We start from the raw sequence: 26237 nt of genomic DNA on the forward strand, positions 1-26237 counted from the left end.
CCACCTCAAACGATCGCATCAGGCAGCTTGCACATGAAGGTACTCGCGGTAACCGGTTCAAGCTTCTTTCGCCATCTGCTGGAACGGCATCTGGGCTTTTTGCCTGAACCACTGCACTTCGCCGAATCCATTGCCGATGCGCGACTCGCGCTCGGCATGCAGCCTGACCTGGTCTGCACCGAGCGCCATCTGACCGATGGCACGGCGCTGCATCTGGCGCGCGAAGTGCGCAATGAGCCGGCCACCCGCAACACGCCGGTCGTGCTGCTGACCTCCTCCGACGATCCGGGCGTGATGTCCGACAGTCTGGCTGCCGGCATTACCGAAGTCTTCAGCAAGGTCCATCTCGACCTGCTCGCGCAGTACGTCGAAAAGCGCATGCGGCGCGAATCGGCAATCGTCAAACTGTGCGGCCGCGCGCTGCTGGTCGAGGACAGCGTGCCGGTGGCCAACTTCATCAAGCGCGTGCTCGAAGAGCAGGGGCTCATGGTCGACACCTTCGCCAACGGTGAAGCCGCGCTGGTCGCCCTCGAAGAGCGCGAATACGAGGTCGCGCTGATCGACGTGCTGCTCGAAGGCAACATGACCGGACTGGGCCTGGTACGCGAAATCCGCCACGGCAACTCTGCCAACTCTGACGTGCCGATTCTCGCCATGTCCGGGCTGGAAGACTCGGCGCGGCGCATCGAACTGCTGCGCGAAGGCGCCAACGACTTTCTGTCCAAACCCATGCTCGAAGAGGAGCTGGCGGTACGCGTGCAGAACATCGTTCACATCAAGCACCTGCTCGACCAGACCGCCGGCCAGCGCGACCACCTGCGCCGTCTGGCCATGACCGACCAGCTCACCGGCGTCTACAACCGTCACTACCTCACCGAAGTTGCCGTGCGCCGCATCAGTGAAGCCGAGCGACACGGCATCCCGCTGACCCTGCTGACGCTCGACATCGACCACTTCAAGCAGGTCAATGACGAGCACGGTCACGAAACCGGCGACGTCGTGCTGGCCGAAACCGCCGCCGTGATCCGCAGCTGCTGCCGCCAGGGCGACGTGATCGCCCGCACCGGCGGCGAAGAGTTCGTGATGTTGATGCTCAACATGTCGGCCGACACCGCCTGCGGCTTTGCCGAGCGCCTGCGCCAGCGCATCGAGGACTCGCACCCTGCCGGCGTGGCGGTGACCGTGAGCATCGGCATGATCTCGACCACCGGTGAGGCCACCGGCGCCACCTTCGAGAGCCTGTTCAAGGCCGCCGACGCCGCGCTCTACGAAGCCAAGCGCAGCGGCCGCAACCGGGTCATCGTCAGCATTGACTGAAGCTTTCCCGCCCATCCCTTCACCACGGCCGACAGCATGAACACACGCATCGAAACCGATTCCATGGGCGAAGTAGCCGTGCCCGCCGACCGCTACTGGGGCGCCCAGACGCAGCGCTCGCTCGCCCACTTCGAGATCGGCCGCGAACGCCACCGCATGCCGCGCGCCATCGTGCGTGCCTTCGGCCTGCTCAAGCTGGCCGCTGCGCGCGCCAACGCCGAACTCGGCGAGCTCGACAACGAACTGGCGCGACTCATAGAGGCCGCCGCCCGCGAAGTCGCCGACGGCCGCCTCGACGAACACTTCCCGCTGGTGGTGTTCCAGACCGGCAGCGGCACGCAGAGCAACATGAACGCCAACGAGGTGATCGCCAACCGCGCCAACGAACTGGCCGGCCAGCCGCGCGGCGGCAAACGCCCGGTGCACCCGAACGACCACGTCAATCGCGGCCAGTCGTCGAACGACACCTTCCCGACTGCCATGCATGTCGCCATCGTGCTGCAGTTGCACGCCCGCCTGTACCCGTCAGCCCAGGCGCTGCGCGACACCCTGGCGACCAAGGCGCAGGCCTTTGACGATGTCGTAAAGACCGGCCGCACGCACCTGATGGACGCCACGCCGGTCACGCTGGGCCAGGAGATCAACGCCTGGGTGGCGCAGATCGACGCGGCGCTCGCCAACCTGCGCCATGCCGAACAAGGCCTGCTCGACCTGGCCATCGGCGGCACGGCCGTGGGCACCGGCCTCAACGCCCATCCGCGCTTCGGCGCGGCCTGCGCTGCCGAACTGGCCACGCTCACCGGTCACGCCTTCCGCTCGGCCGACAACCGCTTTGCACAGCTGGCCGCACACGATGCGCTGGTCAATGTCAGCGCCGCCTTGCGCACGCTGGCCGGCGCGCTGTTCAAGATGGCCAACGACGTGCGCTGGCTCGCCAGCGGACCGCGCACCGGCATCGGCGAACTCATCATTCCGGAGAACGAACCGGGCAGCTCGATCATGCCCGGCAAGGTCAATCCGACCCAGGCCGAGGCTCTGACCATGGTGTGTGTGCGCGTCTTCGGCAACGACTCCACGGTGGCCTTCGCCGGCACGCAGGGCAATTTCCAGCTCAACGTTTACAAGCCGGTGATGGCCCACGGCGTGATCGAGAGCCTGCAACTGCTGGGCGACGCCGCACGCAGTTTCGATGCGCATTGCGCGCAAGGCATCGAGCCGGACCGCCAACGCATTACCGAACTGCTGGAGCGCAACCTGATGCTGGTCACCGCACTGAATCGTCACATCGGCTACGATCACGCGGCCGAGATCGCAAAGAAAGCGCACAAGGACGGCACCAGCCTGCGCGAGGCCGCGCTGGCGCTGGGCCATGTATCCGCCGAAGATTTCGACCGCTGGGTCGACGCACTGAAGATGACCGCCCCCGAATGAGCGCTACCATCGACTGGAACGGCCCCGAGATCGTCACGCTGCGTGCCGCCATGCTGCGCTTCGCGCGCATCAGCCTGCGCGACGCGGGCGCGGCCGAAGACATGGTGCAGGAAGCCCTGCTCGCGGCGATTCAGGCCATCGAAGGTTTCGACGGCCGCTCCTCACTGAAAACCTGGATGTTCTCCATCCTGCGTCACAAGATCATCGACCACATCCGCAAGAGCAGCCGCGAGCGCCCGATGAGCGAGTTCGTCGCGGACGAGAACGAGGCCGATGCCAACCTCGACGCCATCTTCGGCAAGAAGACCCCGTGGAGCGACGCGCACTGGACCGACGAAGACCGCCCTTCGGAATGGCCCGAGCCGGAAGCTGCGCTGGAGCAGAAGCAGTTCTGGGATGTCTTCGATGCCTGCGTGCATCGATTGCCAGAGAACCTCTCGCGCGTCTTCATGATGCGCGAACTGCTCGACCTCGACACTCCCGAGATCTGCACCGAGCTGAACATCTCCACCAACAACTGCTGGGTCATCCTGCACCGCGCCCGCACCCGGCTACGCGGCTGCATGGAACACAACTGGTTCGACGAAGACGCCCCGAAATGCTGAACTGCCGCGAAACCACCCGCCTGATGTCCGAACAACACGAACGTGAGCTGAGCACCCGCGAGCGGCTGGAATTGCGCATGCACACGCTGGTGTGCACGGGCTGCAGAAACTACCGCAAGCAGATCGCCTTCATCCGTCGGGCCACCAAAGCCGTGCGCGAGGGCGATACCGAGTGAGCCCCCGGCCGAAACCCCTCCACCATCGCGGTTGTCGGGGCAGATGAACGGTTGCTACTATCTGCTGCATGTCTCGCTGGATCGCAATCCTTCTGCTGCTGCTGATGCCCTTCCAAAGTGCCTGGGCGGCCGTCGGCACGTATTGCGAACACGAGCAGGGGGCAACACCCTGGCACTTCGGGCACCACGCTCACACTCACGTGAGCAGTGACCACGAAGAGCCGCAATCGCCCAGTTCCAAAGCTCACTCCGATTGCGCCACGTGCAAGCTGCACGTCAAGACACTGGCCGCAATCACCCTCGCCCCCATCGCAACACCCACCACCCTCTTGCCTTCGGCCGCGCCACATCAGGCTGTCGGGCAAACACCCTACGCTCGTATCGAAAGGCCCAAATGGGCCGGCCTTGCCGCCTGACGGCGAGGCCTGAGACGCTTCCCTCCTCGTAGATCGCCCGCGCCGCTACCCGGCCGACGGCAAACGAACGTCCGCAAGCTTCGCCGATTCCCCATGACTCACGTACGGAGAATCGGATGTACCCCATTGACCGACTGCGGCCCGTGCCGCCATTGCTGTGCGCCCTGATCGTCGCGCTGGTACCCACGCACGCCATCGCGCAGGACACGAGCACCACTCACTTTCAGACCAGCGAAACGCAAACCGAAGGTCTGGCCCCGTTGTTCAACGCGGCCTGGCAGCGTCGCCCCGAAGCCCTGTCGCTGGGCACCCGCACAAGCGCAGCCGAAGCCGGCCGCGAAGCGGCCGGGCGCTGGTTTGCCGAACCGCCGTCGGCCGAGATCGCGCTGCGTACCGATCGCCTGAACCGCAACGACGGAGCCCGCGAATACGAGGCCGGGCTGGCCTTCCCGCTGTGGCTTCCGGGAGAGCGCGCACTGGTGCAGCGCAGCGCCGACGCCCGGATCGGCGCCGTCGGCAGCCGCGCGCGCCTGACACAGCTGGAGACCGCCGCAACGCTGCGTGAGGCCTGGTGGGCCTTGTACCGCGCAGCGGCCGAACTCGAACTGGCGGGCACCCGGCTCACCGCAGCCCGTGCGCTGGATGAAGACGTGGCACGCCGGGTGCGCGCAGGGCAGCTTGCCCGTACCGATGCCAACCGGGCCGAAGGTCTGGTTGCCGATGCGCAAAGCGAGCAGGCCGCCGCGCAGGCCGCGGAGACGCGCGCACGCCTGACCCTGCAGACCCTGACGGGCCACAAGGTGGTCACCCCGGACGCCACGCGCGTTCGGGCCGAACCGCAACCGGACGGCGCCGCAGGCATCGACGAATCTCACCCCGTGCTGGCAGCGCTGCTCGACGAAAGTGCCGCGGCACGCAACGCCGCAGCGCTGGCCAGCAAGCGCTCACGCGCCAACCCGGAGCTGACGCTGGGCGTGACTCGCGAACGGGGCCAGACCGGCGAGCGCTTCGAGCAGACACTCACCGTCGGCATACGCATTCCGTTCGGCGCCGGTGCGCAGCACCGCTCGGAGGCCGGCATGGCAATGGCCGACGCCATCGAGCAGGAAGAACTTGCCCGGCTGGAGCGCGACCGCCTTGACGCGGCGCTGCTGGCGGCACGCGCAGACCTGCACGCCGCCCAGGCCAGTCGCCAGGCTGCAGAAACCCGCTTCACGCTGGCCGACTCAACGCAACAGGCCATCGGCAAATCCTTCCGGCTGGGTGAGACCGCCCTGCCCGATCGCCTGCTGGTCGAACTCGAGACCTCCGAAGCGCGCCGGGCGCTGGTGCTCGCGCGCATCAATGAGGCTGAAGCCATTTCCACCTTGCGCCAGGCCCTCGGCCTGCTGCCGCAATGAACCGCCGCATACGAGGAAACCCCATGCAACGCTATCTGCCATCACTCGCGGCGCTTGCGCTCGCGTTGTGCCTGCACGCGCCTGCGACCCTGGCCGGCCCCGGCCACGATCACGGCGAAGAATCCCCGGCACAGGCCAGCGGCCCGGCCCACCCTCGCTTTGCCGCGACCGGCGACCTGTTCGAGCTGGTCGGCGTGCTCGAGGGCGATGTCCTGACGCTGTATCTCGACCACACCGACAGCAATGCGCCGGTCGAAGGCGCCGAACTGGAGTTTGAACTGGGTACCGAGACGCTGCCCGTGGAGGCCACCGGGCCCGGCACGTTCAGCGTTCACCTGCCGGCCGAACCGGAAGAAGGCGAATACGCCGTGGTCGCGACCGTGATTACCGCCGATGCGGCCGACGTGCTGGCCGGCACGCTGGACGTGCATCACGCGGACGAGGCGGCCGCAGAAGAACACGCCCACGCAAGCGCGTGGCTGCCATGGAGTATCGCTGGCGTGGCCGTGCTGGCGCTGCTCATCGTTGTGCTGCGTCGTGGCAAAACACGGGAGGCGCAGGCATGACGACCCGACCACTGAAGATTTGCCTGCTGGCCGTAATGATCGCGGCCGCAGCCCCCACCTGGGCTGGCCCCGGTCACGACCATGGCGACGAAGGCGGCATCGCCGTGGCGGGCGATGCGCCGCGCCGTCTGCCCGACGGCAGCGTATTCCTGCCCAAGCCGGCACAGCGCCAGATCGACGTGCGCACACAAGTGATCGAGCGCGCAGCACTGCCGCGTACGCTTGAGCTGAGCGGCCGGGTCGTGATGGACCCGAATGCTGGTGGTCTGGTGCAGCCCATGCAGGGCGGCCGCATCGAGGCCGGCCCCGAGGGGCTGCCGGAACTCGGCCACGCCGTACAACGCGGCCAGGTGCTGGCCTGGGTGGTGCCGGCCGCCGGCGCCATCGAACGCGCCGGCCAACAGGCGCAACTGGCCGAACTGCGCGCCGAACGCAGCAACGCGCAGCGCCGCCTTGCGCGCCTGCGCGAACTGGCCGACAGCGTCCCGCGCAAGGACATCGACGAAGCGGCCACCGCACTGGCCAGCCTGGACGCACGCATCCGCGCCACGAGCGAAGGCTTGCAGGGTCGCGAGCCACTGGTGGCGCCGGTAGACGGCGTGATTGCCGAGGCGCGCGCGGTTTCCGGACAGGTGGTCGAGGCGCGCGAAACGCTGTTCGAGATCGTCGATCCGACGCGCCTGCGCATCGAGGCGCTGGCGTATGAGCCCGAACGCATCACGCGCATCGCCGGCGGCAGTCTCGCCATCGGCGAACGCGCCGTGCCCTTGCGCCATGTCGGCACGGCCAGCGCACTGCGCGAGCAGGCGCTGCCGATCCGCTTCGCTGCCGACGGCGAAGGGCTGGACGGCCTCTCGCTAGGCCAGACGGTGCGCGTGCAGATACAGCTGGCCGAGGCCGTCGAGGGCTTTCGCGTGCCGGCTGCGTCCCTGATGAAGAGCCCGTCGAACCAGACCATCGTGTGGATCAAGAGCACGCCCGAGCGCTTCGAACCGCGTGTGGTCGTGGTCGAACCGCTCGATGGTGCGAATGTCGCCGTCACCTCGGGTCTGAGCGACGGAGACCGCGTCGTCACGCGCGCCGCCACGCTCCTGAACCAGATCCGCTGAGGAGGGACGGCACATGTTCAAGTGGTTACTCGATGCCAGTCTCGCCAACCGGCTGGTGGTCATCGTCGCGAGTCTGGCGGCGATGGCATGGGGCGCACTGACGCTGTCGCAGACGCCGGTGGACGTCTTCCCGGATCTGAACAAGCCGACGGTAACGCTGATGACCGAAGCCGGCGGCATGGCCTCCGAAGAGGTCGAACAGCTCATCACCTTCCCGCTGGAGACGGCCATGAACGGCCTGCCCGGCGTCGAATCGGTGCGCTCGGTGTCCAGCTCCGGCCTGTCGTTCATCTACGTCACTTTCGACTGGAGCACCGACATTTACCGCGCGCGCCAGATGGTGTCGGAACGTCTCGGGGCGATGGAGCAGGCGCTGCCGCCGGGCATCGTCGCGCACATGGGGCCGGTCAGCTCGATCATGGGCGAGATCATGCAGATCGCGATCCCCATCGATCCGGCGAAGATCTCGCCGATGGACGTGCGCGAATACGCTGACTGGGTGTTGCGGCTGCGGCTGATGTCCGTTCCGGGCGTCGCTCAGGTCATCCCGATCGGCGGCGAAGTGCGTCAGTTCCAGGTCCAGCCCGACACCGCCCGCATGCGCGATCTGGGCATCACGCACGAGGACCTGGCGGGCGCGCTGGAGGGCTTTGCGGCCAACACCTCGGGCGGATTCCTGGAACTGAACGGGCGCGAATACCTGATCCGCCACCTCGGGCGCACCTCGCGACTCGAAGACCTGCGCATGCTGGCGCTGACCGCACGCGCAGGTCAGCCGGTGCTGCTCAAGCAGATCGCCGATGTCAGTTTCGCGCCCAAGGTCAAACGCGGTGACGCCGGTTTCGAAGGGCAGCCGGCGGTCATCCTGGGCGTGCAGAAGCAGCCCACGGCCGACACCATCGCCGTGACCCGCGCCATCGAGACGGCACTCGACGAGATGAAGGCCTCTCTGCCCGAGGGCATGGCCGAACCGCGCGTCACCTTCCGCCAGGCGAGCTTCATCGAGGCTTCGATCGACACGCTGACCGGCAAGCTCATCGCCGCCTCGGCCTTCGTCGCCGCGATCCTCGCGCTGTTCCTCGGCACCCTGCGTCCGACGCTGATCGCGCTCACCGCGATCCCGATCTCGATCCTGCTCACGGTGCTGGTCTTCGACTATTTCGGCATGTCCATCAACACCATGACGCTGGGCGGTCTGGCGATTGCCATCGGCGGGCTGGTGGATGACGCGGTGGTCGATGTCGAGAACATCATCCGCCGCCTCAAGACCGCGCGGGCGGCGCATCCGGGGATTCGCCTGCCGCTGTTGTCGATCGTGCGCAGTGCGTCGCTGGAAGTCCGCTCGGGCATCGTCTACGCCACGATGATCATCGTGCTGGTGTTCCTGCCGCTGTTTGCGCTGCCGGGCATCGAGGGTCGGCTGTTCGTGCCGCTGGGCATCGCCTTCATCGTATCCACGCTGGCCTCGCTGATCGTTTCGGTCACGCTCACGCCGGTGCTGGCCTTCTACCTGCTGCCGGGCATGAAGTCGCTCGAACACGGCGACACCCGGCTACTGGCCTGGATCAAGCGCGGCTACGCCAAGGCGTTGGCACGCGTACTCGACCGACCCCGCCCGGCCGTCGCCGCCGGTGCTGTGGCGGTACTGCTGGCGGCAGCGGCCGTGCCGACCTTTCCGACCACCTTTCTGCCGCCTTTCAACGAGGGCACGCTGCTCGTCGGCCTGCGCCTCAATCCGGGCGTGACGCTGGCCGAATCGTCGGCGCTGGCGAGCGAAGCCGAACGCCTGGTGCGCGACGTACCCGAGGTCACGCATGTGGGCCGACGCAGCGGGCGGGCGGAACTCGACGAACACGCAGAAGGCGTGCACGTGAGCGAACTCGACATCGGCCTGATCCCGGCGGGCGAGCTCACCCGCAGCATGGACGAGATCCGCGCCGACCTGCGTGCCCGGCTGGCCAACTTGCCGGCAGCGGTAGCCATCGGCCAGCCGATCTCGCACCGCATCGACCACATGCTCTCGGGCGTGCGTTCGCAGATCGCGATCAAGATCTTCGGCGAGGATCTGGACGTGCTGCGTAGTCAGGCCGACGCACTGCGTGGGCGCCTGGCCGACATTCCCGGACTGGCCGATCTGGAAGTCGAAAAGCAGGTGCTGGCGCCACAGATCAAGGTGCGTCTGGACTACGCCGCCGCGGCCAGTTACGGCGTACCCGCCTCACGTGTGCTGTCCATGCTGCAGGCCATGGTCGAAGGCGAAGAGCTCGCGCAGATCGTCGAGGGCTCACGCCGTTTCGATCTGGTCGTGCGCCTGCCCGACACCGCGCGCACCGTTGAAGGCCTGGCGACGATGCTGGTCGACACACCCAACGGCTTTGTGCCGCTGTCGCGTCTGGCCACCATCGAAGACGGTGACGGCCCGAACCAGATCAGCCGCGACGACGGCCGCCGCCGTATCGTGCTGTCGGCCAACGTGCAGGAGCGCGCGCTATCCGAAGTGGTCGAGGACATCCGTACGCGCGTGGCCGAACATCCGCTACCTGAGGGCTACTTCATCACGCTGGGGGGCCAGTTCGAGGCGCAGGAGCAGGCCGCAAGGCTGGTCGGCCTGCTGGCGCTGGTGTCGGCCGCGCTGATGTTCGTGGTGCTGTTTTCCCGCTATCGCTCCTACCGCCTGGCTGCGCTGATCATGGCCAACATTCCGCTGGCGCTGGTCGGCGCGGTGATCGGCCTGTGGCTGTCGGGGCAGCCGCTGTCCATCGCGGCGCTGATCGGCTTCATCACGCTGGCCGGCATCTCGGTACGCAACGGCATCCTCAAGGTCAGCCATTACATCAACCTGATGCGCTCCGAAGGCGAGAACTTCGACCACGCAATGATCCTGCGCGGCTCGCTCGAACGCCTCAGCCCGGTACTGATGACCGCACTGGTCACCGCCTTCGCGCTCGCGCCGCTGCTGTTCGAGGCCGAACGCCCCGGCACCGAGATCCTGCATCCGGTGGCTGTGGTGATCTTCTCCGGCCTGATCAGCTCGACCCTGCTCGACACCTTCCTCACCCCTGCCCTGTTCTGGCTGTTCGGCCGGCGCGACACCGAGCGCCTGATGAACCAGAACGAGCAGGAAGCCTTCTGACCCGCCCACTTTCCAACCCAAGGAGTTCCGACATGAAGAAAACCACCCTGATCCTGCTCGCCGGCCTGCTCGTCGCCGCCCCGACAGCGATGGCCGGAAAAGACGACGGCCACGGCCACAGCCATGCCGAAGAGCATGCCCACGACCACGCTCCAAAGCACGGTGGCGTCGTCAGCGAAGCCAACGACTTTGATTTCGAACTGGTCTCGCAGGGCGGTCTGCGCCTCTACGTGCGCGACCACGGTGAAGCCGTGAACACCGACGGCGGCAGCGCGAAGCTGACCGTGGTATCGAAGGACGGCAAGCAGGACATCGACCTGAAACCGGCCGGCAACCATTTCGCCGGCACGGCGCAACTGCCTGCGGGCGCTCGGGTGGTCGCACGGGTGACCTTTGGCGGCAAGACCAGCGCCGTGCGCTTCACGCTGCCCTGATGCGCACCGGGCCGCCCGACCGGGCGGCCCGGATTACTTGGCGAAGAGCTGGGTATCGCGATTGCGGAAGGCCTTGAACTCCAGCGCGTTGCCGCTCGGGTCCTTGAAGAACATGGTTTTCTGCTCGCCGGGCTTTCCGGCAAAGCGCAGATAGGGCTCGATCTCAAACTTCACGCCGGCCGCACGCACACGCTCGGCCAGGCGCTCGAAGTCGTCCCAATCAAGCACGATGCCGAAATGCGGCACCGGCACGTCGTGGCCGTCGACCGGGTTGTGGTGCTCCTCGCCGGATGCCGGGGACAGATGCGCCACGATCTGATGACCGAAGAAGTCGAAGTCGATCCACTCCTCGCTGCTGCGCCCTTCGGGGCAGCCCATCACGCCGCCGTAGAAGGCGCGCGCCGCGGAAAGATCGGTGACTGGGAAAGCAAGATGGAAAGGGGCAAGCTGGCTCATGCGGAAGTCCTTGCGGGGGCTGTGACGTCCCGCAGTATAGGAAGCCCCACCAGCGCCGGCAGTCCGTAGCATCACCTAGCCGCGATGCGCTCCCAGTAGGAACGATGCGCGTCCGAGCCGGCCGGCCAGTTGGCGAGAAAGCGCCGCCGCCAGGCGGCTTCGTCAAAGGCCAGCGGCAGCGCATCGACATGCACGCCCTTGCGCAAGATCCCCGCCGACACGGCATGCGGTGCCGGTCGCAGCGAAATACGCGTGAGGCACCCGCGCGCATCACCCGGCGCATTGCCCATGCCGGCCGCGCCGTTGTTGATGACCACGCCGCCGTCGAAGCAGCGCAGCCCGGCCGCACAGGTATGACTGCTGGCGAACAGTTCGATGCGGGCACGCTCGAAGCAGCCCTCGATCCAGTCCCGGCAGGCCGGATCGTCCAGCTCGGCTGGGTCGAAACGCCAACCGGCGAGCGAATCGGCATCCCCGTGCACGACCGCGACCGCAAGATCGCCCACGCGCCAGCGCGCAAACATGGGCAGGCAGGCCAGCGCCGCAAGGATTTCGGGGTGGCGTGCGGCGGTGGTTTTGAGCCGCGCATGAATACGGTTGGATCGCTCAACGGTCGCTGCATCGACCACGTCCGGATAGGCACAGCCGCAGCCGGCCTCGCTGCCCGCTTCACCCAGCTCGGCCTCGACGTTTCCGAGAATGGCGGCGTGTGCCAACACACGACGGTTGATCGCCACAAAGTCGGCGTCATCGACGTTGAACCAGTTGAAATCGCCGTTGAAGACGATGCGCACCGGCCCGGGCTCGGCCGCCGCCAGCGCTTCGACGGCGTCCAGCGCGAACGGGTTGCCGTACAGGCCGCCAACCACATACAGCGTGTCAGCCACCTGCTCGGGCGCAACCGCCAGCGCCTCGGCGCCGTAGCGGTAGTGCAGCGGGCAGACCCGCCCGGCCTCGCTCACACGTTCGCCCGCCGACGGCTGGCCAGAGCAAAGGCGATGAAGCCGATCGACAGAATCACCACCGTCACCACCAGCAGTTTGGAATAGCTGTGGGTGACCCCGCTGAGATCACCGATCAGCGTGATGCGCTTTGAGTTTTCGAGGAAGTACACGATGGCACCCGCAATCGCCGCGACAAACGTGAGCTGAAAGGCCCACGGCTTGACCTCGCGGTCGAGCAGGATCGAATACACGATCACCGGCGTCAGGAACAGCGAGGCCGTGCCGCTGACCGCCACCGCCGCGAACAGGTCGTTGCTGCCGACAAACACCAGCGCCAGGCCACCCAGCGCGAACAGCAGCATGGCCACGCGGCCGGCATTGGTGCGCCCGCCGCCCAGCCCCATGTCGACCACCGCCAGTTTGGCCGCACTGGAGAAGGTCGAATCCATGGTCGAGGCAGCGGAGATCACCAGCGCAGCCGCCAGCACCAGCATGGCCGTGTCACCCATCAGGCGCGCCAGCGTGACCAGCAACACCTCGTCGCCGACGCGGTTCAGACCGGCAAACACGCCCAGCGCGCCGAAGGCCAGGATGCACAGCACCGAGATCCAGAAGGCATGCAGAAAGCTGCGCCGTGTGGTGTCGCGGTCGGCGATGAAACCGCGGTCCATCATGACCGGGTCGTGCATCGGGTAGCTCAGCACCTGCAGCAGCGCCACCACCAGCAAGACCCAGCCGGGCGCGGTGAAGTCGGGGCTGCTGGCCAGCGCGGCCGCAGCGTCAAAAGCCGGGTGCAACAGCATCATCGCGAACAGCAGCACCAGCAGCACGGCGAGAATGACCATCTGCAGCACGTCGGTGCGCAGCGAGGCACGCAGGCCGCCGAGCATCGAATACACCAGCGTCACACCGGCCACGGCGAGGATGGACCAGGTGTAGGCCGACGAACCGGCCACACCGAAAACGATGCCGACCACCAGCAGGTTGGCGAAGACCTCGGTGAGCAGGCGCATCGCCAGCAGGAAGTTGAAGCAGGCGTTGCCGAGCCGGCCGTAGCGCGCAACCAGGAAGGACTGCATGTTGCCGACGCCGTGGCGGAAGCGCAGCCGGTCGATGATCAGCCAGCCGGTCAGGAAGGAGCCGTAGTAGGCGGCATAGGCCAGCACCCCGGCGATGCCGAAGAAGTAGCCGAGAATCGCCGCGTTGAGCAGCGAGCGAGCGAAGATCCAGGTCGTGACTTGCGACAGCGTCAGCGTCCATACGTCCGGCGCAGCGCCGGTCGCGCTTGCGCCGCGGTAGAAGCCGTCGGCCGCCGTGACGCGCGGCGAGATCAGCACGCTGATCACTGCCAACACCAGCAGCCCTGCACTCAACAGCGTGATGTCCACACCGGCCATGTCCGTTTCTCCGTTTGCAATGAATGTTGCGCCTTGGTCGCCGGCACGGGCGAGTCCTTACAGCATCACGGCCGCAACGACAGATCGCCGAACCAGGCCGTGACGCGCCCGCCGGTGTTGTCGGTGTCGGCGCCGACCACGATGCCGGAAACGCGCGGAGCCGGTTCGCCGAACAGGCGCTGGAAATCGGCGGCGAGGTCGCGTTCGACACTCTGCCACTGTCCGGCGCGCTCATCGCCACTGTCGACGACGATCATGCGCACGCGGTCGGTGTAGGGGTTGGGGCCGGCCTCATCTGGCTGTTGTGCCGTGCCCCAGACATAGGCAATCGCGGCAGCTGGCAGTTCGACGTCGTGCAGGGTGCGCGCCAACGAAATCTTGAAGCGGTCGCCGAATCCGAGCTTCTCCACCGGGTAGTCGAACAGCACGTACACCCGCGCAGCGTAGTCGTCGCCAGCCTTGCGCGTGAAGTCGGAACCGGCCACGGCATTCGACACCTTCCAGCGCCAGGTCAGCTGCGTGGCCTCAACCGGCGCGGAAAACGCGTGCAGCCAGGTCGAGGCCGCGGCGTCGGACTCGATGCGCAGCACGCTCACACCGCCCTCCTCGACCAGCGCGAAATCGTTGCTGCGCTCGACCTTGGGCAAGGCCTGATGCATCCACGGCGCAGGCGGCGCTACGCCGGGCGGCGCTGACGAAAACGGCGTAATGCCGGCCGCGAAGGCCGGAGCACTCAACAGCCCCAGCAGCAAGACAGGGAGAACGCGGGCAGCAAGTGCAGTCATGAAGCAACTCCGTCGGGGAACATGTGTTGGTCGCTCGAACGTCGCGGCCCTTACAGACTCTCACGGTGCATCAACCATTCCCGGCGCGATGTGTAAGGATGGCACGCATCCGCACGACCAAGCCGCAACAGACCACTCACGGAGTCCCGCATGCACGCCACCCTCCCCCTGCTCCAGGCCACCGGCTTTCCGGCGATTCGCCGGCGCACGCTGACCACGCTGCAGGTGAACCTCGGCTACAAGTGCAACCAGACCTGTGTGCACTGTCATGTAAACGCTGGCCCGAAACGCACCGAGATGATGGATGCGGCCACACTTGCGCTGATTCCGCAGGTGCTGGCGGCGCGTGGCCTGACCACGCTGGATCTGACCGGCGGCGCGCCGGAGCTGAACGAAGGTTTCCGTGATCTGGTGGTGGCTGCGCGCCGTCTTGGCGTGCGGGTGATCGACCGTTGCAACCTGACCATCCTGTCCGAACCGGGGCATGAGGATCTGGCCGATTTCCTGGCCGAGCATCAGGTCGAAGTCACCGCTTCCTTGCCCTGTTACTCCGCCGCCAACGTCGACAAGCAGCGCGGCGACGGCGTATTCGACCGCAGCATCGCCGGTCTGCAACGCCTCAACGCGCTGGGCTACGGACGCGACGGCGAGCACGTGCTGAACCTCGTCTACAACCCGCAAGGCCCCAGCCTGCCGCCGGATCAGCGAGCGCTGGAAGCCGACTACAAGCACGCGCTGCGCGAGCACTTCGGCATCGAGTTCGACACGCTCTACGCCATCACCAACATGCCGATCCAGCGCTTCGGCAGCACGCTGATTTCGAAAGGTCAGTTCAATGACTACATGCAGCTGCTCAAGGACAACTACCTCGCCGCGAACCTGGACGGCGTGATGTGTCGCGATCTGGTCAGCGTGGACTGGCAGGGCTACCTCTACGACTGCGACTTCAACCAGCAACTGGGGCTGGCCCTGCCCGGCACCGGCCGGCCGCATCTGCGCGACCTGCTGCACGCCGACCTCGAAGCCCGACCGATCCGCGTCGCCGACCACTGCTACGGCTGTACCGCCGGGCAGGGGTCGAGCTGCGGCGGCGCATTGTGAGCGCGCAAACATGAAAAAACTCGCCCTTGTCGGCGTGATTCTGGTCGTCGTCATCGCCTTCTTCGCGCTCGATCTGGACCGCCACCTCACACTGGAAGCCCTCAAGCAAGGTCAGGCCGGCTTCGCCGAGCTGTACGCGGCCCACCCATGGCAGGTGCTGGGCGCCTATTTCGCGGCCTACGTGGTGATGGCGGCCCTGTCGCTGCCGGGTGCGGCCATCATGACCATCGCCGCCGGCACCTTGTTCGGGCTCGTTACCGGCACGCTGCTGGTGTCCTTCGCATCCAGCATCGGCGCAACGCTGGCCTTTCTGGTGTCGCGCTTCCTGCTGCGCGACGCAGTGCAGAACCGCTTCGGCGACCGGCTCGGCGCGATCAACCGCGGCGTGGAACGCGACGGCGCTTTCTACCTGTTCACGCTGCGGCTGGTGCCGGTGTTTCCGTTCTTCCTGATCAACCTGCTGATGGGCCTGACGCCGCTCAAGGCACGTACCTTTTACTGGGTCAGCCAGCTCGGCATGCTGGCCGGCACGGCGGTGTACGTGAATGCCGGCACGCAGATCGGGCAGATCGAACGCTTGAGTGACATCGTCTCGCCCGGTCTGCTGGCTTCGTTCGCGCTGCTCGGCGTGTTTCCGCTGATCGCGCGCTTCGTGATCGAGCGGATTCGCCGCAAGCGGGTGTACGCAAAGTGGCAGCGCCCGGCTCGTTTCGACCGCAACCTGATCGTGATCGGCGCCGGCGCCGGTGGGCTGGTATCGGCCTACATCGCCGCCGCCGTGAAGGCCAAGGTGACGCTGATCGAGGCGCACCGCATGGGCGGCGACTGTCTGAACACCGGCTGCATACCCAGCAAGGCCCTGATCCGCAGCGCCAAGGCCGCGCATCACATGCGTCAGGGCGAGCGCTACGGGCTGGAAGCAGCAGCGCCGAAATTCAGCTTCCGGGCGGTAATGGCGCGCGTACACGACAAAATCCGCGCCATCGAGCCGCATGACAGCGTCGAGCGCTACACCAAGCTGGGCGTGGAGGTGCTGCAGGGCTACGCGAAGCTGGTCGCCCCGTGGACGGTCGAAATCAAGCTCAACGACGGCACGCGCCAGCGCCTGACCGCGCGCTCCATCGTGCTCGCCACCGGCGCCTCACCGGTCGTGCCGGACATCCCCGGCATCGAGGACTCGGGTTACGTCACCAGCGACACGGTATGGGAACGCTTTGCGCAGCTCGACGAAGTCCCGCAACGGCTGGTGGTACTGGGCGGCGGACCGATCGGCTGCGAGCTGGCACAGGCCTTCGCACGACTCGGCTCGCAGGTGGTTCAGGTACAGCAGGGGCCACGCCTGCTGCCGCGTGAGGACGACGATGTTGCCGAGCTCGCGCGTGCCTCACTTGAAGCCGACGGCGTCGAGGTGCTGACCGGGCGCGAAGCGGTGGGTGTCGAGCGCGAAGCCGGCCGGCGCATGCTGGTGGTGCAGGGCGAGGCCGGCGTGCGCCGTATCGCCTTCGACGCGCTGCTCATCGCAGTCGGCCGCAAGGCCCGTCTATCCGGCTACGGACTGGAAGCGCTGGGCATTCCGGCCACGCGCACCATCCACACCAACGAGTACCTGGAAACCCTGTACCCCCACATCTACGCGGTGGGCGACGTCGCGGGCCCCTACCAGTTCACGCACACGGCCGCGCACATGGCGTGGTATGCGGCGGTCAACGGCCTGTTCGGGCAGTTCAAGCGCTTTGCGGTGGATTGGTCGGTGGTGCCGCACGTGACCTTCATCGACCCGGAGGTAGCGCGCGTCGGGCTGAACGAAGCCGAGGCGCGCGAGCAAGGCATTGCCTTCGAGGTCACGCGCTACGGCATCGACGATCTCGACCGCGCGATTGCCGACAGCGCCGACCACGGCTTCGTCAAGGTGCTCACCGCGCCGGGCTCCGACCGCATCCTCGGCGTCACCATCGTCGGTGAGCACGCCGGCGAACTGCTGGCGGAATACGTGCTGGCGATGAAGCACCGCCTCGGCCTGAACAAGGTGCTCGGCACCATCCACGCCTACCCGACCATGGCCGAGGCCAACAAGTACGTGGCCGGCGAGTGGAAACGCGCGCATGCGCCGCAGCGCGTGCTGGGCTGGCTGGCCCGCTACCACCGCTGGCGTCTTGGCCCGGCAGAGGCGGCGCCGCACGCGGAGCAGCGCATCGAACCGGGCGCCTGAAGCATGCGGCTCTGCGTGATCGTTCCGGTGCTCAATGAAGCCGCGCAGCTGCCCGGTCTGCTCGCCTCCTTGAGCGCACTCGACGCGCAGGTCATCGTCGTGGATGGCGGCAGCCGCGACGGCTCAGCGGATCTGGCCCGCAGCGCGGGCGTCACGGTAATCGACTCCGCGCCCGGCCGCGCCCGCCAGATGAATGCCGGCGCAGCTGCAGCGCAAGGCGAGGTGTTGCTGTTCCTGCACGCCGACACACAACTGCCGCCACAAGCGGATCGGCTGATCCGCAATGCGCTGGACGGTAGCCGGGTGTGGGGCCGTTTCGACGTGATAATCGATGGCCGGCCGATGATGCTGCGCATCGTCGCGGCGCTGATGAACGTCCGCTCCTGCCTGAGCGGCATTGCCACCGGCGATCAGGCCATGTTCGTCACACGTGCCGCCTTCGAGGCCGTCGGCGGTTTTCCAGAACAGCCGCTGATGGAAGACATCGAACTGTCCGCACGCCTGCTGCAACAATCGCGACCGGCCTGCGTGCGCCCGCCCGTACGCACCTCCGGCCGGCGCTGGGAAGCGCGCGGCGTGTGGCGCACCATCATGCTGATGTGGCGACTGCGCTGGGACTACTGGCGCGGCACTCCGGCCTCGGCACTTGCGGAACGCTACCGATGAACACCCGCATCATTGTCTTCGCCAAGGCGCCGCAAGCCGGGCGTGTCAAGACGCGGCTGATCCCGACCCTGGGCGCGGACGGCGCTGCCCGACTCGCCCGCGAGATGCTGACCCTTACGCTGCAATCGGCCGTCGAGGCCTGCTGTGGCACGGTCGAGCTGTGCGGAGAACCCCACCCTGAAGCGCCAGCCTGGGCTGACGTGGCACTGCCGTCCGGCATCGAGCATTCCGCCCAGGGCACAGGCGATCTGGGCCAGCGCATGGCGCGCGCCGCACAACGCGCCATTGCGGCTGGCGAACCGGTTCTGCTGATCGGCACCGATTGCGTGGAGATGAACGCCGCGGTGCTGCGCACGGCCGCGCAGGCCCTCGAAAACGCAGATGCCTTCATGCACCCGACCGCCGACGGCGGCTACGCCCTGCTCGGCCTGCGGCGCTTCGACCCCCTGCTGTTCGAGGGCATCGCGTGGAGTACCTCCACCGTTGCACGCGACACCCGCGCGCGCTTTGCCGCGCTGGGCTGGAAGCTTGCTGAAGGTGCTAGTCTTCATGATGTCGACGAAGCCGCCGACCTCGCAATGTGGCCCATGCGCAGCTGACGCAGGCGCTTACAAAGAAGCCTGCGCCACGACTCGCCGCAAACGCGGCCACAGACGGACAATCCAGACGTTATCAACCTCCGGAGGAAGCCCAATGAAACACGCAACGCTCGCCATTCTTGCAGCCGCCCTTGTCGTCGCCGGCTGCGCCAACAACCCCTACACCGGAGAGAACCGCAAGACCGCAACCGGCGCGACCATCGGCGCGGGCGCCGGCGCCATTCTGGGCGTAGGCGTCTCGGGCAGCAGCGACCGTGGCAAGGGCGCGCTGATCGGCGCGGCAGTGGGCGCCACCGTGGGTGGCCTGATCGGCCGTCAGATGGACAAGCAGGAAGCCGAACTGCGCCGCGACATGCAGGGCACCGGCGTGGACGTGGTGCGCGACGGCGACACCATCCGCCTGCAGGCGCCGGACAACATCACCTTCGACACCAACCGCGCCGACGTGAAGTCCCAGTTCCGCCCGGTGCTCGACCAGATCGCCAACAGCATCGGTCAGTACCCCGGCACCGTGGTGCGCGTGGAAGGCCACACCGACTCCACCGGCTCGGCCGCCTATAACCAGACCCTGTCGGAAAACCGCGCCAAGAGCGTGTCGAGCTATCTGATCGGACGCGGTGTGTCAGCGGCCCGCATCCAGGCCCTGGGCTACGGCTTCAGCCGTCCGGTGGCCGACAACGCGACCACCGCCGGCCGTGCGCTCAACCGCCGCGTGGAAGTGCTGATCATTCCGCAGGCGCAGTAAGCGCAGACTCCACCCCGGGCGACACGCGGTAGATGTGCACCACGGCTTCATCGCGTGAGCCCGGCGGCCACTGGAAGACTTCCTCGACCACCCGGCCAGAGGCTTTGAGTTGTGGGTCTTCGACCGATTTGTAGCCTAGCGCGATAAGCACCGGCTCAGTGGCTGCGTCGAGCAGGGCTTCGATCTCTCTCGGCCCACGCCACTTGCGCACGGTATGCAGGTACATCTGGAACGTCACCGGCGTGCCGTAGTGCTCCAGCGCATACGCATCCAGACCGCTGGCCTTGAAGGCCTCGGCCGCTTCGCGAATGCTCTCCGACACGTCCGTGTTCTCGGCACGTCCGCCCCAGGTGACGTGGTACTGGGCAAACAGCCCGCCCAGCACCAGCAGCAAGACTGCGCTGGCTGATACCCCGAAACGCCGCAAGCCCATGCGCCCGGCCAGACGTGCCATTTCACGCCCGGCCAGCAGAGCACAGGCCGGCCACAATGGCAGCAGGAGGTCGGGACGGTGATGCGCGGCAAGCGAGAAGATCAACAGGCCGGTCAGCACCCAGCACGTCAGGAAGCGCTCGAAGCGCCGCTCGACCACGTCTTCGGCAGGGTGTCGGAAGACCCTCCACAGACCATAGAAAAAGAATATCGAGAACGGCAGAAAGCGCAGCAACAGGTAAATGCTCGGCTTCACCAGATTCTCGCCAGGGCTGCTGCTCGACCGGACAGTCCCGGTGGCATGTCCTACCAGCTCCTGCAGGAACATCTTGTCGATGAGGTCCTGGCCCTGCTCCAGCCATGCCGCCACGAACCAGCCGAGCGTGATACTGAAGAAGGCCAGCAGGCCTGGCAAATGCGTGCCACGGGGGCGTGGCGTGGCGGGATCAGAGCGCCTCTCCCAGAGCACCGCCAGCAGACCCGCGGCGGCTAGCACCAGGGCCAACGGCCCCTTGGTCAGTGTGGCCAGTGCGCCTGCGATCCAGAACAGAGTCCACCCGCGCCAGTTGCCATCCCGTTCTTCCCAGGCACGCCAGGCTGCCAGCGCAGCAATCGTGATCAGCAACGTGAACAATGCATCCGAGCGCACCAGCGCGATGTGCTTGGAGATAAGGGGTGCCATAAGCATGGCAACTCCGGCCAGGCCGCCCGCCAGCAAACCGAAACGACGACGCCCGGCCTCGAACACCAGAAGCGCCAGGGCCATCATGGCAAGCATCGAGGGCAGGCTCATGGCCAGACGGTCGACGCCGAACAACATTGCGAATGGCGCGATGGTCCAGGTGTGCAGCGGCGGCTTGGAGAGAATGCGTCCCTGGATGTCATGCTGCGTGAGCCAGCTGCCGCTGCCCCACAGCAGATCCATGACATAACCTACGTTGCGATGCTGCGCATAGCCTTCGAGGTCACTCGGACCGGTGATGCGAATCAGAAATACCAGAACCACCAGCACACACAGCAAAGCAGCCCACACACCGCGCGAACGCACTACCCCTACCATTCCCACCTCATTCCGGTCGCGTGTGGCGACGCCACACCGAGTAAGCAAGAAACACCAGGACAATCACCCCGGCTGCCACCAGTTGCGCGGCGCCCTCCAGCGCCACATCGTCGGACACGCCGCTGCCCAGCAGAACGGCCACCACTCCCTGCGGCAGAAAACCAAGCAGGGTTCCCCACACGAATGCACGATTACGCACGGTGCTGAGCGCCAGCGCGATGTTGATGACTACGTTGCTGACGGGCAGACAGCGCACCAAAGCCACCGACAGCACCGTGGGCTGCACCGCAACAATGCGGGCGAAGAGGGGCCGATGGCCGAAACTCCGAATCAGGCAGTCGCGCCCGCCCCAGCGCGCGACGCGGAACACGATGAACGAAGCCAGCATACTGGCCAGCAGCGACAAACCCAGGCCGGCCCAGAATCCGAAGGCAAATCCACCCAGCGCATAGAACAGCAGGCGTGGCGTACCCACCGTCATCAGCGTGACGGTAATGCCGACAAACCACAGCGCCGCCTCGAAATCTCCGGCCTCCATCAACGCCCGCATCGCCGGACCGTCGCGCAGGCGCTCACCCACTGCGGTGAAATGCAGAAAGCCGAACAACAGCAAGGACACCATCAACAGGATCAACAACTTGCGCGAACCTCGCCCGGCCGCCTGACCGACTTCCTCGGCCACCCGCGGGTCGGCCTCGGCGTCCCGTGGCGCGTAGACTTCGCGATCCATTACGGGCGGTCTCCCGCAACGCGCTGGGCGCGTACCGCCCGGCGCAGATACCAGCGCACCCCGAAGCAGTCGCGGATCCCGCGCCAAAGCCGGTTGCCCACGCCGTATTTGGACACGCCGGAGCGGCGCTCGCGATGATTGACCTCATGCTCGATCACGCTGAAACCCTGCCCGCGCAGCAAGGTCGGCAAAAAACGATGCATGCCGTTGAAGACCGGCACCTCGCGCAGGGCTGCGCGTCGTACCACGCGCACGCCGCAGCCGCTGTCGGTCACATGATCGCCCGTGATCCAGTTGCGAAAGGCGTTGGCCACACGCGACGACGCGCGGCGCACGAGATTGTCCTGACGCCGCCGACGCACGCCGGTCACACAGTCACCGCCCTCGGCCAGCGCGCGCGCCAGCATGGCGGGGAGATCGGCCGGGTCGTTCTGGCCGTCGCCGTCCAGCGTGGCCACCCATTCGCCACGCGCAGCATGAAAGCCGCTCGCCACGGCAGCACTCTGGCCACAGTTGAAACGATGGAATACCGGGAAAAGTACGGGGTCGGACATAGCCCTCAACACATCGGCCGTGTCGTCAGTGCTGGCGTCGTCGACCACGATGACCTCGAAGCCGCCCTCGACGCCGGCCAGCGCCGCAGCCACCTCGGCAACCAGCGGCGCGACGTTTTCGGCCTCATTGAAAGCCGGGATCACGACGGACAGTCGCAGGTGCTCGGGCATCGGGACGTCGGGGGATGAATCGGGCATCAAGTCCGCCAAAAAATGCAAAGGACATTGCGGAGTCCGTCACCCCGCAAGCGTGAGTGCGCGATTGTCGCAGCAGGACAATCAATCAAACATCAATATGTATCAGTATTATACGGACCGGGTCTTCCACTGACCCTTCCCGACGCTGCCAAGGAACACCGTCCCCCCATGCCCGTGCCATTTGAACAACACCCATTGCGCCTGAGCCTCAACGACGAGGTACACGCCCGCCCGCCAGTACCGCTGCATTCGCCGGAAGCCGTCACCTATCTCGCCTTCCTCCATCACGACAGCAGCGCCGGACGTGAGCCGCGCCACCTCGAAGCGCTGACCGCCCGGCTGGGCCTGCCCGAACCCGCAACCGACTCCGGCCACGTCTTCATCGACGCTGGCGAGTTCCGCTTCAAATGGGAGCGCCACAACGAGTTCTCCAGCTACACTTTTTTCCGCAAGATCGGTGCCGGCAGTGATGTAGCCGACGATCACGCCCTGCAGGCGGTGCCGGACGAATGGCGACGTGACATTCCCGGTCAGCTGGTGGTCGCCACGCATGTGCTGGTACGCCCGAGCTCCGAGGTCGACCCGGAGGCGCTGGTCGCCCAGCATCTGGCCGGCACCACGCAGATGGTGGTGTCGAAGATTTCGCACGGGGCCGGCTGGGTGTTCACCGACTTCCGCATCACCGACGGTTTCTCGCGCTTTCTGGTGGTGAACGATTCGCTCACGCCGCGTCAGGCCGGCCGCACCGTGCAGCGCCTGACCGAAATCGAGACCTATCGCGTCATCGCGCTACTGGCCTTCCCGGTCGCCAAGCAGGTCGCACGCCTGCTCTCGCGCGCCGAAGACGAACTGGCCGACCTCGTACACCGCATGGGCCGCACCGAAACCTCCGAGGGCGAACAACGCGTCCTCAGCCGGCTGACCAAACTCGCGGCGGATGTCGAACAGTCCGTCGCCACGCAGACCTACCGCTTCGGCGCCGGCGCGGCCTACTGGGGGCTGGTGCGTGCGCGCATCGAGGAGTTGCGCGAAATCCGCGTCACCGGCTTTCCGACCCTGCGCGAGTTCATGGAACGCCGCCTGCAGCCGGCCATGGACACCTGCGCCACCATCGCGCAGCGGCAGGAAGACCTGTCCGGCCGCATCGCGCGCAACTCGGTGCTGCTGCGCACGCGGGTCGAGATCGAGCTGGAGCGCCAGAACCAGCAACTGCTCGAACAGATGAACCGCCGCGCGAAACTGCAGCTGCGGCTGCAGGAAACCGTCGAAGGTCTGTCGGTGGTGGCCATCACCTATTACGGCTCGCAGCTGGTCAACTATGTGGCCAAGGGTCTGGAGGCGCAGATCACCCCGGTCACACCGGAAGTGGCCACAGCCGTGGCGATCCCGGTGATTGCCGGACTGGTGTCGCTGAGCCTGCGCCGGATGCGCAAACGGCTGGCCGCGGAGAGCGGCACCGGGCGCGTATAATTCGCGCTTTTCGCCCAACCGGAGTCTTCTGCCGTGGCCACCCCGATGTTCAATTCGTCGATCTCCAGCCTGCCCCTGATCGCACGCGGCAAGGTCCGCGACATCTACGCCGTCGGCGACGACAAGCTGTTGATCGTCACCACCGACCGCCTGTCCGCCTTCGATGTCGTGCTGCCCAACCCGATTCCGGACAAGGGTCGCGTGCTCACGGCCACCGCCAACTTCTGGTTCGACAAGCTCGCGCGCATCGTGCCCAACCAGCTCACCGGCATCGACCCCGAGAGCGTCGTGGCCGAAGACGAGCGCGAACAGGTGCGCGGCCGCGCGCTGGTCGTCAAGCGCCTCACCCCGCTGCCCATCGAGGCCGTGGTGCGCGGTTACCTGAGCGGCTCGGGCTGGAACGACTACAAGGCCACCGGCGCGGTGTGCGGCATCGCGCTGCCGCCCGGCCTGCAACAGGCCACACAGCTTCCGATGCCGCTGTTCACGCCGGCCACCAAGGCCGAGGTGGGCGATCACGATGAGAACATCTCCTTCGAGCAAGCCTGCGTGGCGTGCGACAAGGCGCTTGCGGGCGTACTCGCAGGCACCGGCAAGACTGGCACGCAACTGGCTGAACAGGCCCGCGCGGTGGCAACTGCGCTGTACATGGAAGCGGCCGTGCATGCGCAGAAGCGCGGCATCATCATCGCCGACACCAAGTTCGAGTTCGGCATTGACGCAGCCGGCACGCTGCATCTCATCGACGAGGCGCTGACGCCGGATTCCTCGCGCTTCTGGCCGGCCGACAGCTACCGCGTGGGCATCAGCCCGCCGTCCTTCGACAAGCAGTTCGTGCGCGACTATCTGGAAACGCTGGACTGGAACAAGAAGGCGCCCGGCCCCGAGCTGCCGCCGGACGTCATCGAGAAGACCGCGGCCAAATACCGCGAGGCTTTCGAGCGCATCACCGGCAACACGCTCGGCTGAAATGAACACCACGGCATCCGGCCGCAATCTCGCCCTCGGGGTGGTGATTGCGGCCTACATGCTGTCCTTCTTCCACCGCTTCGCGCCGGCCGGCGTGGCGGACGACCTCGCAGCCGCCTTCCAGACCACCGCCGCTTCGCTCGGCGTGCTGGCCGCGACCTATTTCTACGTCTACGCGCTGGTGCAGATTCCCACCGGCATCCTGGTCGACACCGTCGGCCCGCGCCGCACTCTGCTGGGCGGCGGGCTGCTGGCCGCCAGCGGCAGCCTGATGTTCGCGCTGGCGCCGGACCTGGGCACCGCCATGGTCGGGCGCACCATCATCGGCCTGGGCGTAGCGGTGGTCTTCGTCGCCATGCTCAAGCTCATCGCCCTGTGGTTTCCGGAGAATCGCTTCGCCAGCGTGGTGGGCCTGTCCATGTTGCTCGGCAATATCGGCTCGATGCTGGCCGGCACGCCGCTGGCAGCGCTGTCCGAGCTGGTGTCGTGGCGCACCGTGTTCGTCGGCACGGCGGGCATCTCGCTGCTGCTGGTGATTGCCACGTGGGTGCTGGTGCGCGAGGTACCGCGCGAACGCGCCGCGGGCTTCGACCGCACGGCCATCCTCGACGGGCTGTTGAGCGTGCTGAAGAACCGCCGCACCTGGCCGGCGGTGATGGTCAACTTCGGGCTGTGTGGCAGCTTCTTCGCCTTCGGGGGGCTGTGGGCCACGCCCTACCTGATGTCGGTGCATGAACTGGGGCGCATCGCCGCAGCCAACCACATCTCGCTGTACTTCGGAGGCTTCGCCATCGGCTGCCTGCTGATCGGCACGCTGTCCGACCGCATCGGCCGACGCAAGCCCGTGCTGTTCTGCACCGGATTGCTGTGCTGCGCGATCTGGCTGGTGTGGCTGTCAGGCGTGCGCATGCCGGTCGCCGTCAGCCTCACACTGTTCGGGCTGATGGGCGTCGCCACGGCGGCCTTCACGCTGTCCTGGGCCTGCGCCAAGGAGGTCAATCCACCGCATCTGTCGGGCATGAGCACCAGCATCGTGAACATGGGCGGCTTCGTCTCGGCCGCACTGCTGCAACCCGTCGTCGGACTCATCATGGACCGCGGCTGGGACGGCGCCATCGTCGCCGGCGTGCGTCAGTACGCGCCCGACACCTTCACCCCGGCTCTGGCGCTGCTGACCGCCATTGCAGCAAGCGGCACGCTGGCCGCACTTTTCCTGCGCGAGACGCGCTGCCGCAACATCTGGCGTCCGGTCTAGGGCCTGTTCGCAGCCTTGCCATCGCGGTCGCAAGTTGCGCCTTCACGATCTATGTTGAAAGCAGATCGCACGCCCTTGTG

At 66.7% G+C, this 26237-nt stretch carries 25 protein-coding genes; 18 read left to right on the forward strand and 7 right to left on the reverse strand.

What is annotated here, in order from left to right; all coding sequences use genetic code 11:
- Positions 1-33: 33 nt before the first annotated feature.
- The 10 genes from AC6H0R_RS02250 (at position 34) to AC6H0R_RS02295 (ending at position 10587) form a co-directional block, all read left to right on the forward strand.
- On the forward strand, positions 34-1317 hold the full coding sequence (locus AC6H0R_RS02250; protein ID WP_497579709.1) for a diguanylate cyclase: 1284 nt from the start codon (positions 34-36) through the stop codon (positions 1315-1317).
- A 36-nt stretch (positions 1318-1353) separates the two neighbouring features.
- On the forward strand, positions 1354-2748 hold the full coding sequence (gene fumC, locus AC6H0R_RS02255) for a class II fumarate hydratase (protein WP_497579710.1): 1395 nt from the start codon (positions 1354-1356) through the stop codon (positions 2746-2748).
- Complete coding sequence (locus AC6H0R_RS02260) at positions 2745-3353, forward strand: sigma-70 family RNA polymerase sigma factor (RefSeq protein WP_497579711.1); 609 nt, start codon at positions 2745-2747, stop codon at positions 3351-3353. The genes fumC and AC6H0R_RS02260 overlap by 4 nt, the downstream gene beginning before the upstream one ends.
- On the forward strand, positions 3347-3529 hold the full coding sequence (locus tag AC6H0R_RS02265) for a zf-HC2 domain-containing protein (protein ID WP_497579712.1): 183 nt from the start codon (positions 3347-3349) through the stop codon (positions 3527-3529). The genes AC6H0R_RS02260 and AC6H0R_RS02265 overlap by 7 nt, the downstream gene beginning before the upstream one ends.
- Before the next feature lie 104 nt (positions 3530-3633).
- Positions 3634-3945, forward strand: coding sequence for a hypothetical protein (locus tag AC6H0R_RS02270; RefSeq protein ID WP_497579868.1), 312 nt, complete (start codon positions 3634-3636; stop codon positions 3943-3945).
- Between the two features lie 116 nt (positions 3946-4061).
- Entirely contained in the window at positions 4062-5345 is a 1284-nt protein-coding gene (locus AC6H0R_RS02275; RefSeq protein ID WP_497579713.1) for a TolC family protein, read from the forward strand.
- 23 nt (positions 5346-5368) lie between these two features.
- Complete coding sequence (locus AC6H0R_RS02280; protein ID WP_497579714.1) at positions 5369-5911, forward strand: hypothetical protein; 543 nt, start codon at positions 5369-5371, stop codon at positions 5909-5911.
- The gene (locus tag AC6H0R_RS02285) at positions 5908-7020 is read left to right on the forward strand and encodes an efflux RND transporter periplasmic adaptor subunit (RefSeq protein ID WP_497579715.1); all 1113 of its coding nucleotides are present in this window, start codon (positions 5908-5910) and stop codon (positions 7018-7020) included. Before AC6H0R_RS02280 ends, AC6H0R_RS02285 begins: the two co-directional genes overlap by 4 nt.
- Before the next feature lie 13 nt (positions 7021-7033).
- Positions 7034-10153 carry an efflux RND transporter permease subunit gene (locus tag AC6H0R_RS02290; protein ID WP_497579716.1) on the forward strand — a complete coding sequence of 1040 codons (3120 nt, stop codon included), beginning with the start codon at positions 7034-7036 and terminating at the stop codon, positions 10151-10153.
- Between the two features lie 32 nt (positions 10154-10185).
- Entirely contained in the window at positions 10186-10587 is a 402-nt protein-coding gene (locus AC6H0R_RS02295; RefSeq protein WP_497579717.1) for a hypothetical protein, read from the forward strand.
- Positions 10588-10620: 33 nt separating this feature from the next.
- Here AC6H0R_RS02295 and AC6H0R_RS02300 read toward each other — a convergent pair whose 3' ends face one another.
- The 4 genes from AC6H0R_RS02300 to AC6H0R_RS02315 form a co-directional block, all read right to left on the reverse strand.
- Positions 10621-11043: a VOC family protein gene (locus tag AC6H0R_RS02300; RefSeq protein ID WP_497579718.1), complete on the reverse strand. Its 423-nt coding sequence runs from the start codon at positions 11041-11043 to the stop codon at positions 10621-10623.
- Positions 11044-11114: 71 nt separating this feature from the next.
- On the reverse strand, positions 11115-12005 hold the full coding sequence (locus tag AC6H0R_RS02305) for a hypothetical protein (RefSeq protein ID WP_497579719.1): 891 nt from the start codon (positions 12003-12005) through the stop codon (positions 11115-11117).
- The gene (locus AC6H0R_RS02310) at positions 12002-13384 is read right to left on the reverse strand and encodes a hypothetical protein (protein ID WP_497579720.1); all 1383 of its coding nucleotides are present in this window, start codon (positions 13382-13384) and stop codon (positions 12002-12004) included. Before AC6H0R_RS02310 ends, AC6H0R_RS02305 begins: the two co-directional genes overlap by 4 nt.
- A 65-nt stretch (positions 13385-13449) precedes the next feature.
- Positions 13450-14169 (reverse strand): DUF3047 domain-containing protein, encoded by a 720-nt coding sequence (locus tag AC6H0R_RS02315; protein ID WP_497579721.1) that lies wholly within the window; start codon positions 14167-14169, stop codon positions 13450-13452.
- Positions 14170-14319: 150 nt separating this feature from the next.
- On the opposite strand from AC6H0R_RS02315, the gene arsS reads away from it, so the two are divergent.
- The 5 genes from arsS (at position 14320) to AC6H0R_RS02340 (ending at position 19489) form a co-directional block, all read left to right on the forward strand.
- Complete coding sequence (gene arsS / locus AC6H0R_RS02320; RefSeq protein WP_497579722.1) at positions 14320-15270, forward strand: arsenosugar biosynthesis radical SAM (seleno)protein ArsS; 951 nt, start codon at positions 14320-14322, stop codon at positions 15268-15270.
- Between the two features lie 10 nt (positions 15271-15280).
- Positions 15281-17479: a dihydrolipoyl dehydrogenase family protein gene (locus AC6H0R_RS02325; protein WP_497579723.1), complete on the forward strand. Its 2199-nt coding sequence runs from the start codon at positions 15281-15283 to the stop codon at positions 17477-17479.
- A 3-nt stretch (positions 17480-17482) separates the two neighbouring features.
- Positions 17483-18145, forward strand: coding sequence for a TIGR04283 family arsenosugar biosynthesis glycosyltransferase (locus AC6H0R_RS02330; protein WP_497579724.1), 663 nt, complete (start codon positions 17483-17485; stop codon positions 18143-18145).
- Positions 18142-18744: a TIGR04282 family arsenosugar biosynthesis glycosyltransferase gene (locus AC6H0R_RS02335; RefSeq protein WP_497579725.1), complete on the forward strand. Its 603-nt coding sequence runs from the start codon at positions 18142-18144 to the stop codon at positions 18742-18744. The genes AC6H0R_RS02330 and AC6H0R_RS02335 overlap by 4 nt, the downstream gene beginning before the upstream one ends.
- 94 nt (positions 18745-18838) lie before the next feature.
- Complete coding sequence (locus AC6H0R_RS02340) at positions 18839-19489, forward strand: YiaD family glycine zipper/OmpA-like lipoprotein (RefSeq protein ID WP_497579726.1); 651 nt, start codon at positions 18839-18841, stop codon at positions 19487-19489.
- Here the strand turns inward: AC6H0R_RS02340 and AC6H0R_RS02345 are convergent.
- From AC6H0R_RS02345 to AC6H0R_RS02355, 3 genes are read right to left on the reverse strand one after another with little or no spacing between them, the layout of a single operon-like run.
- Positions 19470-20981, reverse strand: coding sequence for an ArnT family glycosyltransferase (locus tag AC6H0R_RS02345; protein WP_497579727.1), 1512 nt, complete (start codon positions 20979-20981; stop codon positions 19470-19472). The genes AC6H0R_RS02340 and AC6H0R_RS02345 overlap by 20 nt on opposite strands.
- A gap of 7 nt (positions 20982-20988) precedes the next feature.
- Complete coding sequence (locus tag AC6H0R_RS02350) at positions 20989-21711, reverse strand: TVP38/TMEM64 family protein (protein WP_497579728.1); 723 nt, start codon at positions 21709-21711, stop codon at positions 20989-20991.
- The gene (locus AC6H0R_RS02355) at positions 21711-22463 is read right to left on the reverse strand and encodes a glycosyltransferase (RefSeq protein ID WP_497579729.1); all 753 of its coding nucleotides are present in this window, start codon (positions 22461-22463) and stop codon (positions 21711-21713) included. Before AC6H0R_RS02355 ends, AC6H0R_RS02350 begins: the two co-directional genes overlap by 1 nt.
- 168 nt (positions 22464-22631) lie before the next feature.
- Here AC6H0R_RS02355 and AC6H0R_RS02360 point away from each other — a divergent pair, with 168 nt between their 5' ends.
- Genes AC6H0R_RS02360 through AC6H0R_RS02370 form a run of 3 tightly spaced genes read left to right on the forward strand, consistent with a single transcriptional unit; the run spans position 22632 to position 26157 of the window.
- Complete coding sequence (locus AC6H0R_RS02360) at positions 22632-23933, forward strand: DUF3422 family protein (RefSeq protein WP_497579730.1); 1302 nt, start codon at positions 22632-22634, stop codon at positions 23931-23933.
- A gap of 33 nt (positions 23934-23966) precedes the next feature.
- Positions 23967-24902 (forward strand): phosphoribosylaminoimidazolesuccinocarboxamide synthase, encoded by a 936-nt coding sequence (locus tag AC6H0R_RS02365; protein ID WP_497579731.1) that lies wholly within the window; start codon positions 23967-23969, stop codon positions 24900-24902.
- A 1-nt stretch (position 24903) separates the two neighbouring features.
- Entirely contained in the window at positions 24904-26157 is a 1254-nt protein-coding gene (locus AC6H0R_RS02370) for an MFS transporter (RefSeq protein WP_497579732.1), read from the forward strand.
- Positions 26158-26237: the final 80 nt, after the last annotated feature.

It is taken from the genome of Pseudazoarcus sp. NS36, from assembly GCF_059703705.1.

Coding starts and splice junctions, on each gene's coding strand:
- AC6H0R_RS02250 (WP_497579709.1), top strand. CDS start 34: ATGAAGGTACTCGCGGTAACCGGTTCAAGCTTCTTTCGCCATCTGCTG.
- fumC (WP_497579710.1), top strand. CDS start 1,354: ATGAACACACGCATCGAAACCGATTCCATGGGCGAAGTAGCCGTGCCC.
- AC6H0R_RS02260 (WP_497579711.1), top strand. CDS start 2,745: ATGAGCGCTACCATCGACTGGAACGGCCCCGAGATCGTCACGCTGCGT.
- AC6H0R_RS02265 (WP_497579712.1), top strand. CDS start 3,347: ATGCTGAACTGCCGCGAAACCACCCGCCTGATGTCCGAACAACACGAA.
- AC6H0R_RS02270 (WP_497579868.1), top strand. CDS start 3,634: ATGCCCTTCCAAAGTGCCTGGGCGGCCGTCGGCACGTATTGCGAACAC.
- AC6H0R_RS02275 (WP_497579713.1), top strand. CDS start 4,062: ATGTACCCCATTGACCGACTGCGGCCCGTGCCGCCATTGCTGTGCGCC.
- AC6H0R_RS02280 (WP_497579714.1), top strand. CDS start 5,369: ATGCAACGCTATCTGCCATCACTCGCGGCGCTTGCGCTCGCGTTGTGC.
- AC6H0R_RS02285 (WP_497579715.1), top strand. CDS start 5,908: ATGACGACCCGACCACTGAAGATTTGCCTGCTGGCCGTAATGATCGCG.
- AC6H0R_RS02290 (WP_497579716.1), top strand. CDS start 7,034: ATGTTCAAGTGGTTACTCGATGCCAGTCTCGCCAACCGGCTGGTGGTC.
- AC6H0R_RS02295 (WP_497579717.1), top strand. CDS start 10,186: ATGAAGAAAACCACCCTGATCCTGCTCGCCGGCCTGCTCGTCGCCGCC.
- AC6H0R_RS02300 (WP_497579718.1), bottom strand. CDS start 11,043: ATGAGCCAGCTTGCCCCTTTCCATCTTGCTTTCCCAGTCACCGATCTT.
- AC6H0R_RS02310 (WP_497579720.1), bottom strand. CDS start 13,384: ATGGCCGGTGTGGACATCACGCTGTTGAGTGCAGGGCTGCTGGTGTTG.
- AC6H0R_RS02315 (WP_497579721.1), bottom strand. CDS start 14,169: ATGACTGCACTTGCTGCCCGCGTTCTCCCTGTCTTGCTGCTGGGGCTG.
- arsS (WP_497579722.1), top strand. CDS start 14,320: ATGCACGCCACCCTCCCCCTGCTCCAGGCCACCGGCTTTCCGGCGATT.
- AC6H0R_RS02325 (WP_497579723.1), top strand. CDS start 15,281: ATGAAAAAACTCGCCCTTGTCGGCGTGATTCTGGTCGTCGTCATCGCC.
- AC6H0R_RS02330 (WP_497579724.1), top strand. CDS start 17,483: ATGCGGCTCTGCGTGATCGTTCCGGTGCTCAATGAAGCCGCGCAGCTG.
- AC6H0R_RS02335 (WP_497579725.1), top strand. CDS start 18,142: ATGAACACCCGCATCATTGTCTTCGCCAAGGCGCCGCAAGCCGGGCGT.
- AC6H0R_RS02340 (WP_497579726.1), top strand. CDS start 18,839: ATGAAACACGCAACGCTCGCCATTCTTGCAGCCGCCCTTGTCGTCGCC.
- AC6H0R_RS02345 (WP_497579727.1), bottom strand. CDS start 20,981: ATGGTAGGGGTAGTGCGTTCGCGCGGTGTGTGGGCTGCTTTGCTGTGT.
- AC6H0R_RS02350 (WP_497579728.1), bottom strand. CDS start 21,711: ATGGATCGCGAAGTCTACGCGCCACGGGACGCCGAGGCCGACCCGCGG.
- AC6H0R_RS02355 (WP_497579729.1), bottom strand. CDS start 22,463: ATGCCCGATTCATCCCCCGACGTCCCGATGCCCGAGCACCTGCGACTG.
- AC6H0R_RS02360 (WP_497579730.1), top strand. CDS start 22,632: ATGCCCGTGCCATTTGAACAACACCCATTGCGCCTGAGCCTCAACGAC.
- AC6H0R_RS02370 (WP_497579732.1), top strand. CDS start 24,904: ATGAACACCACGGCATCCGGCCGCAATCTCGCCCTCGGGGTGGTGATT.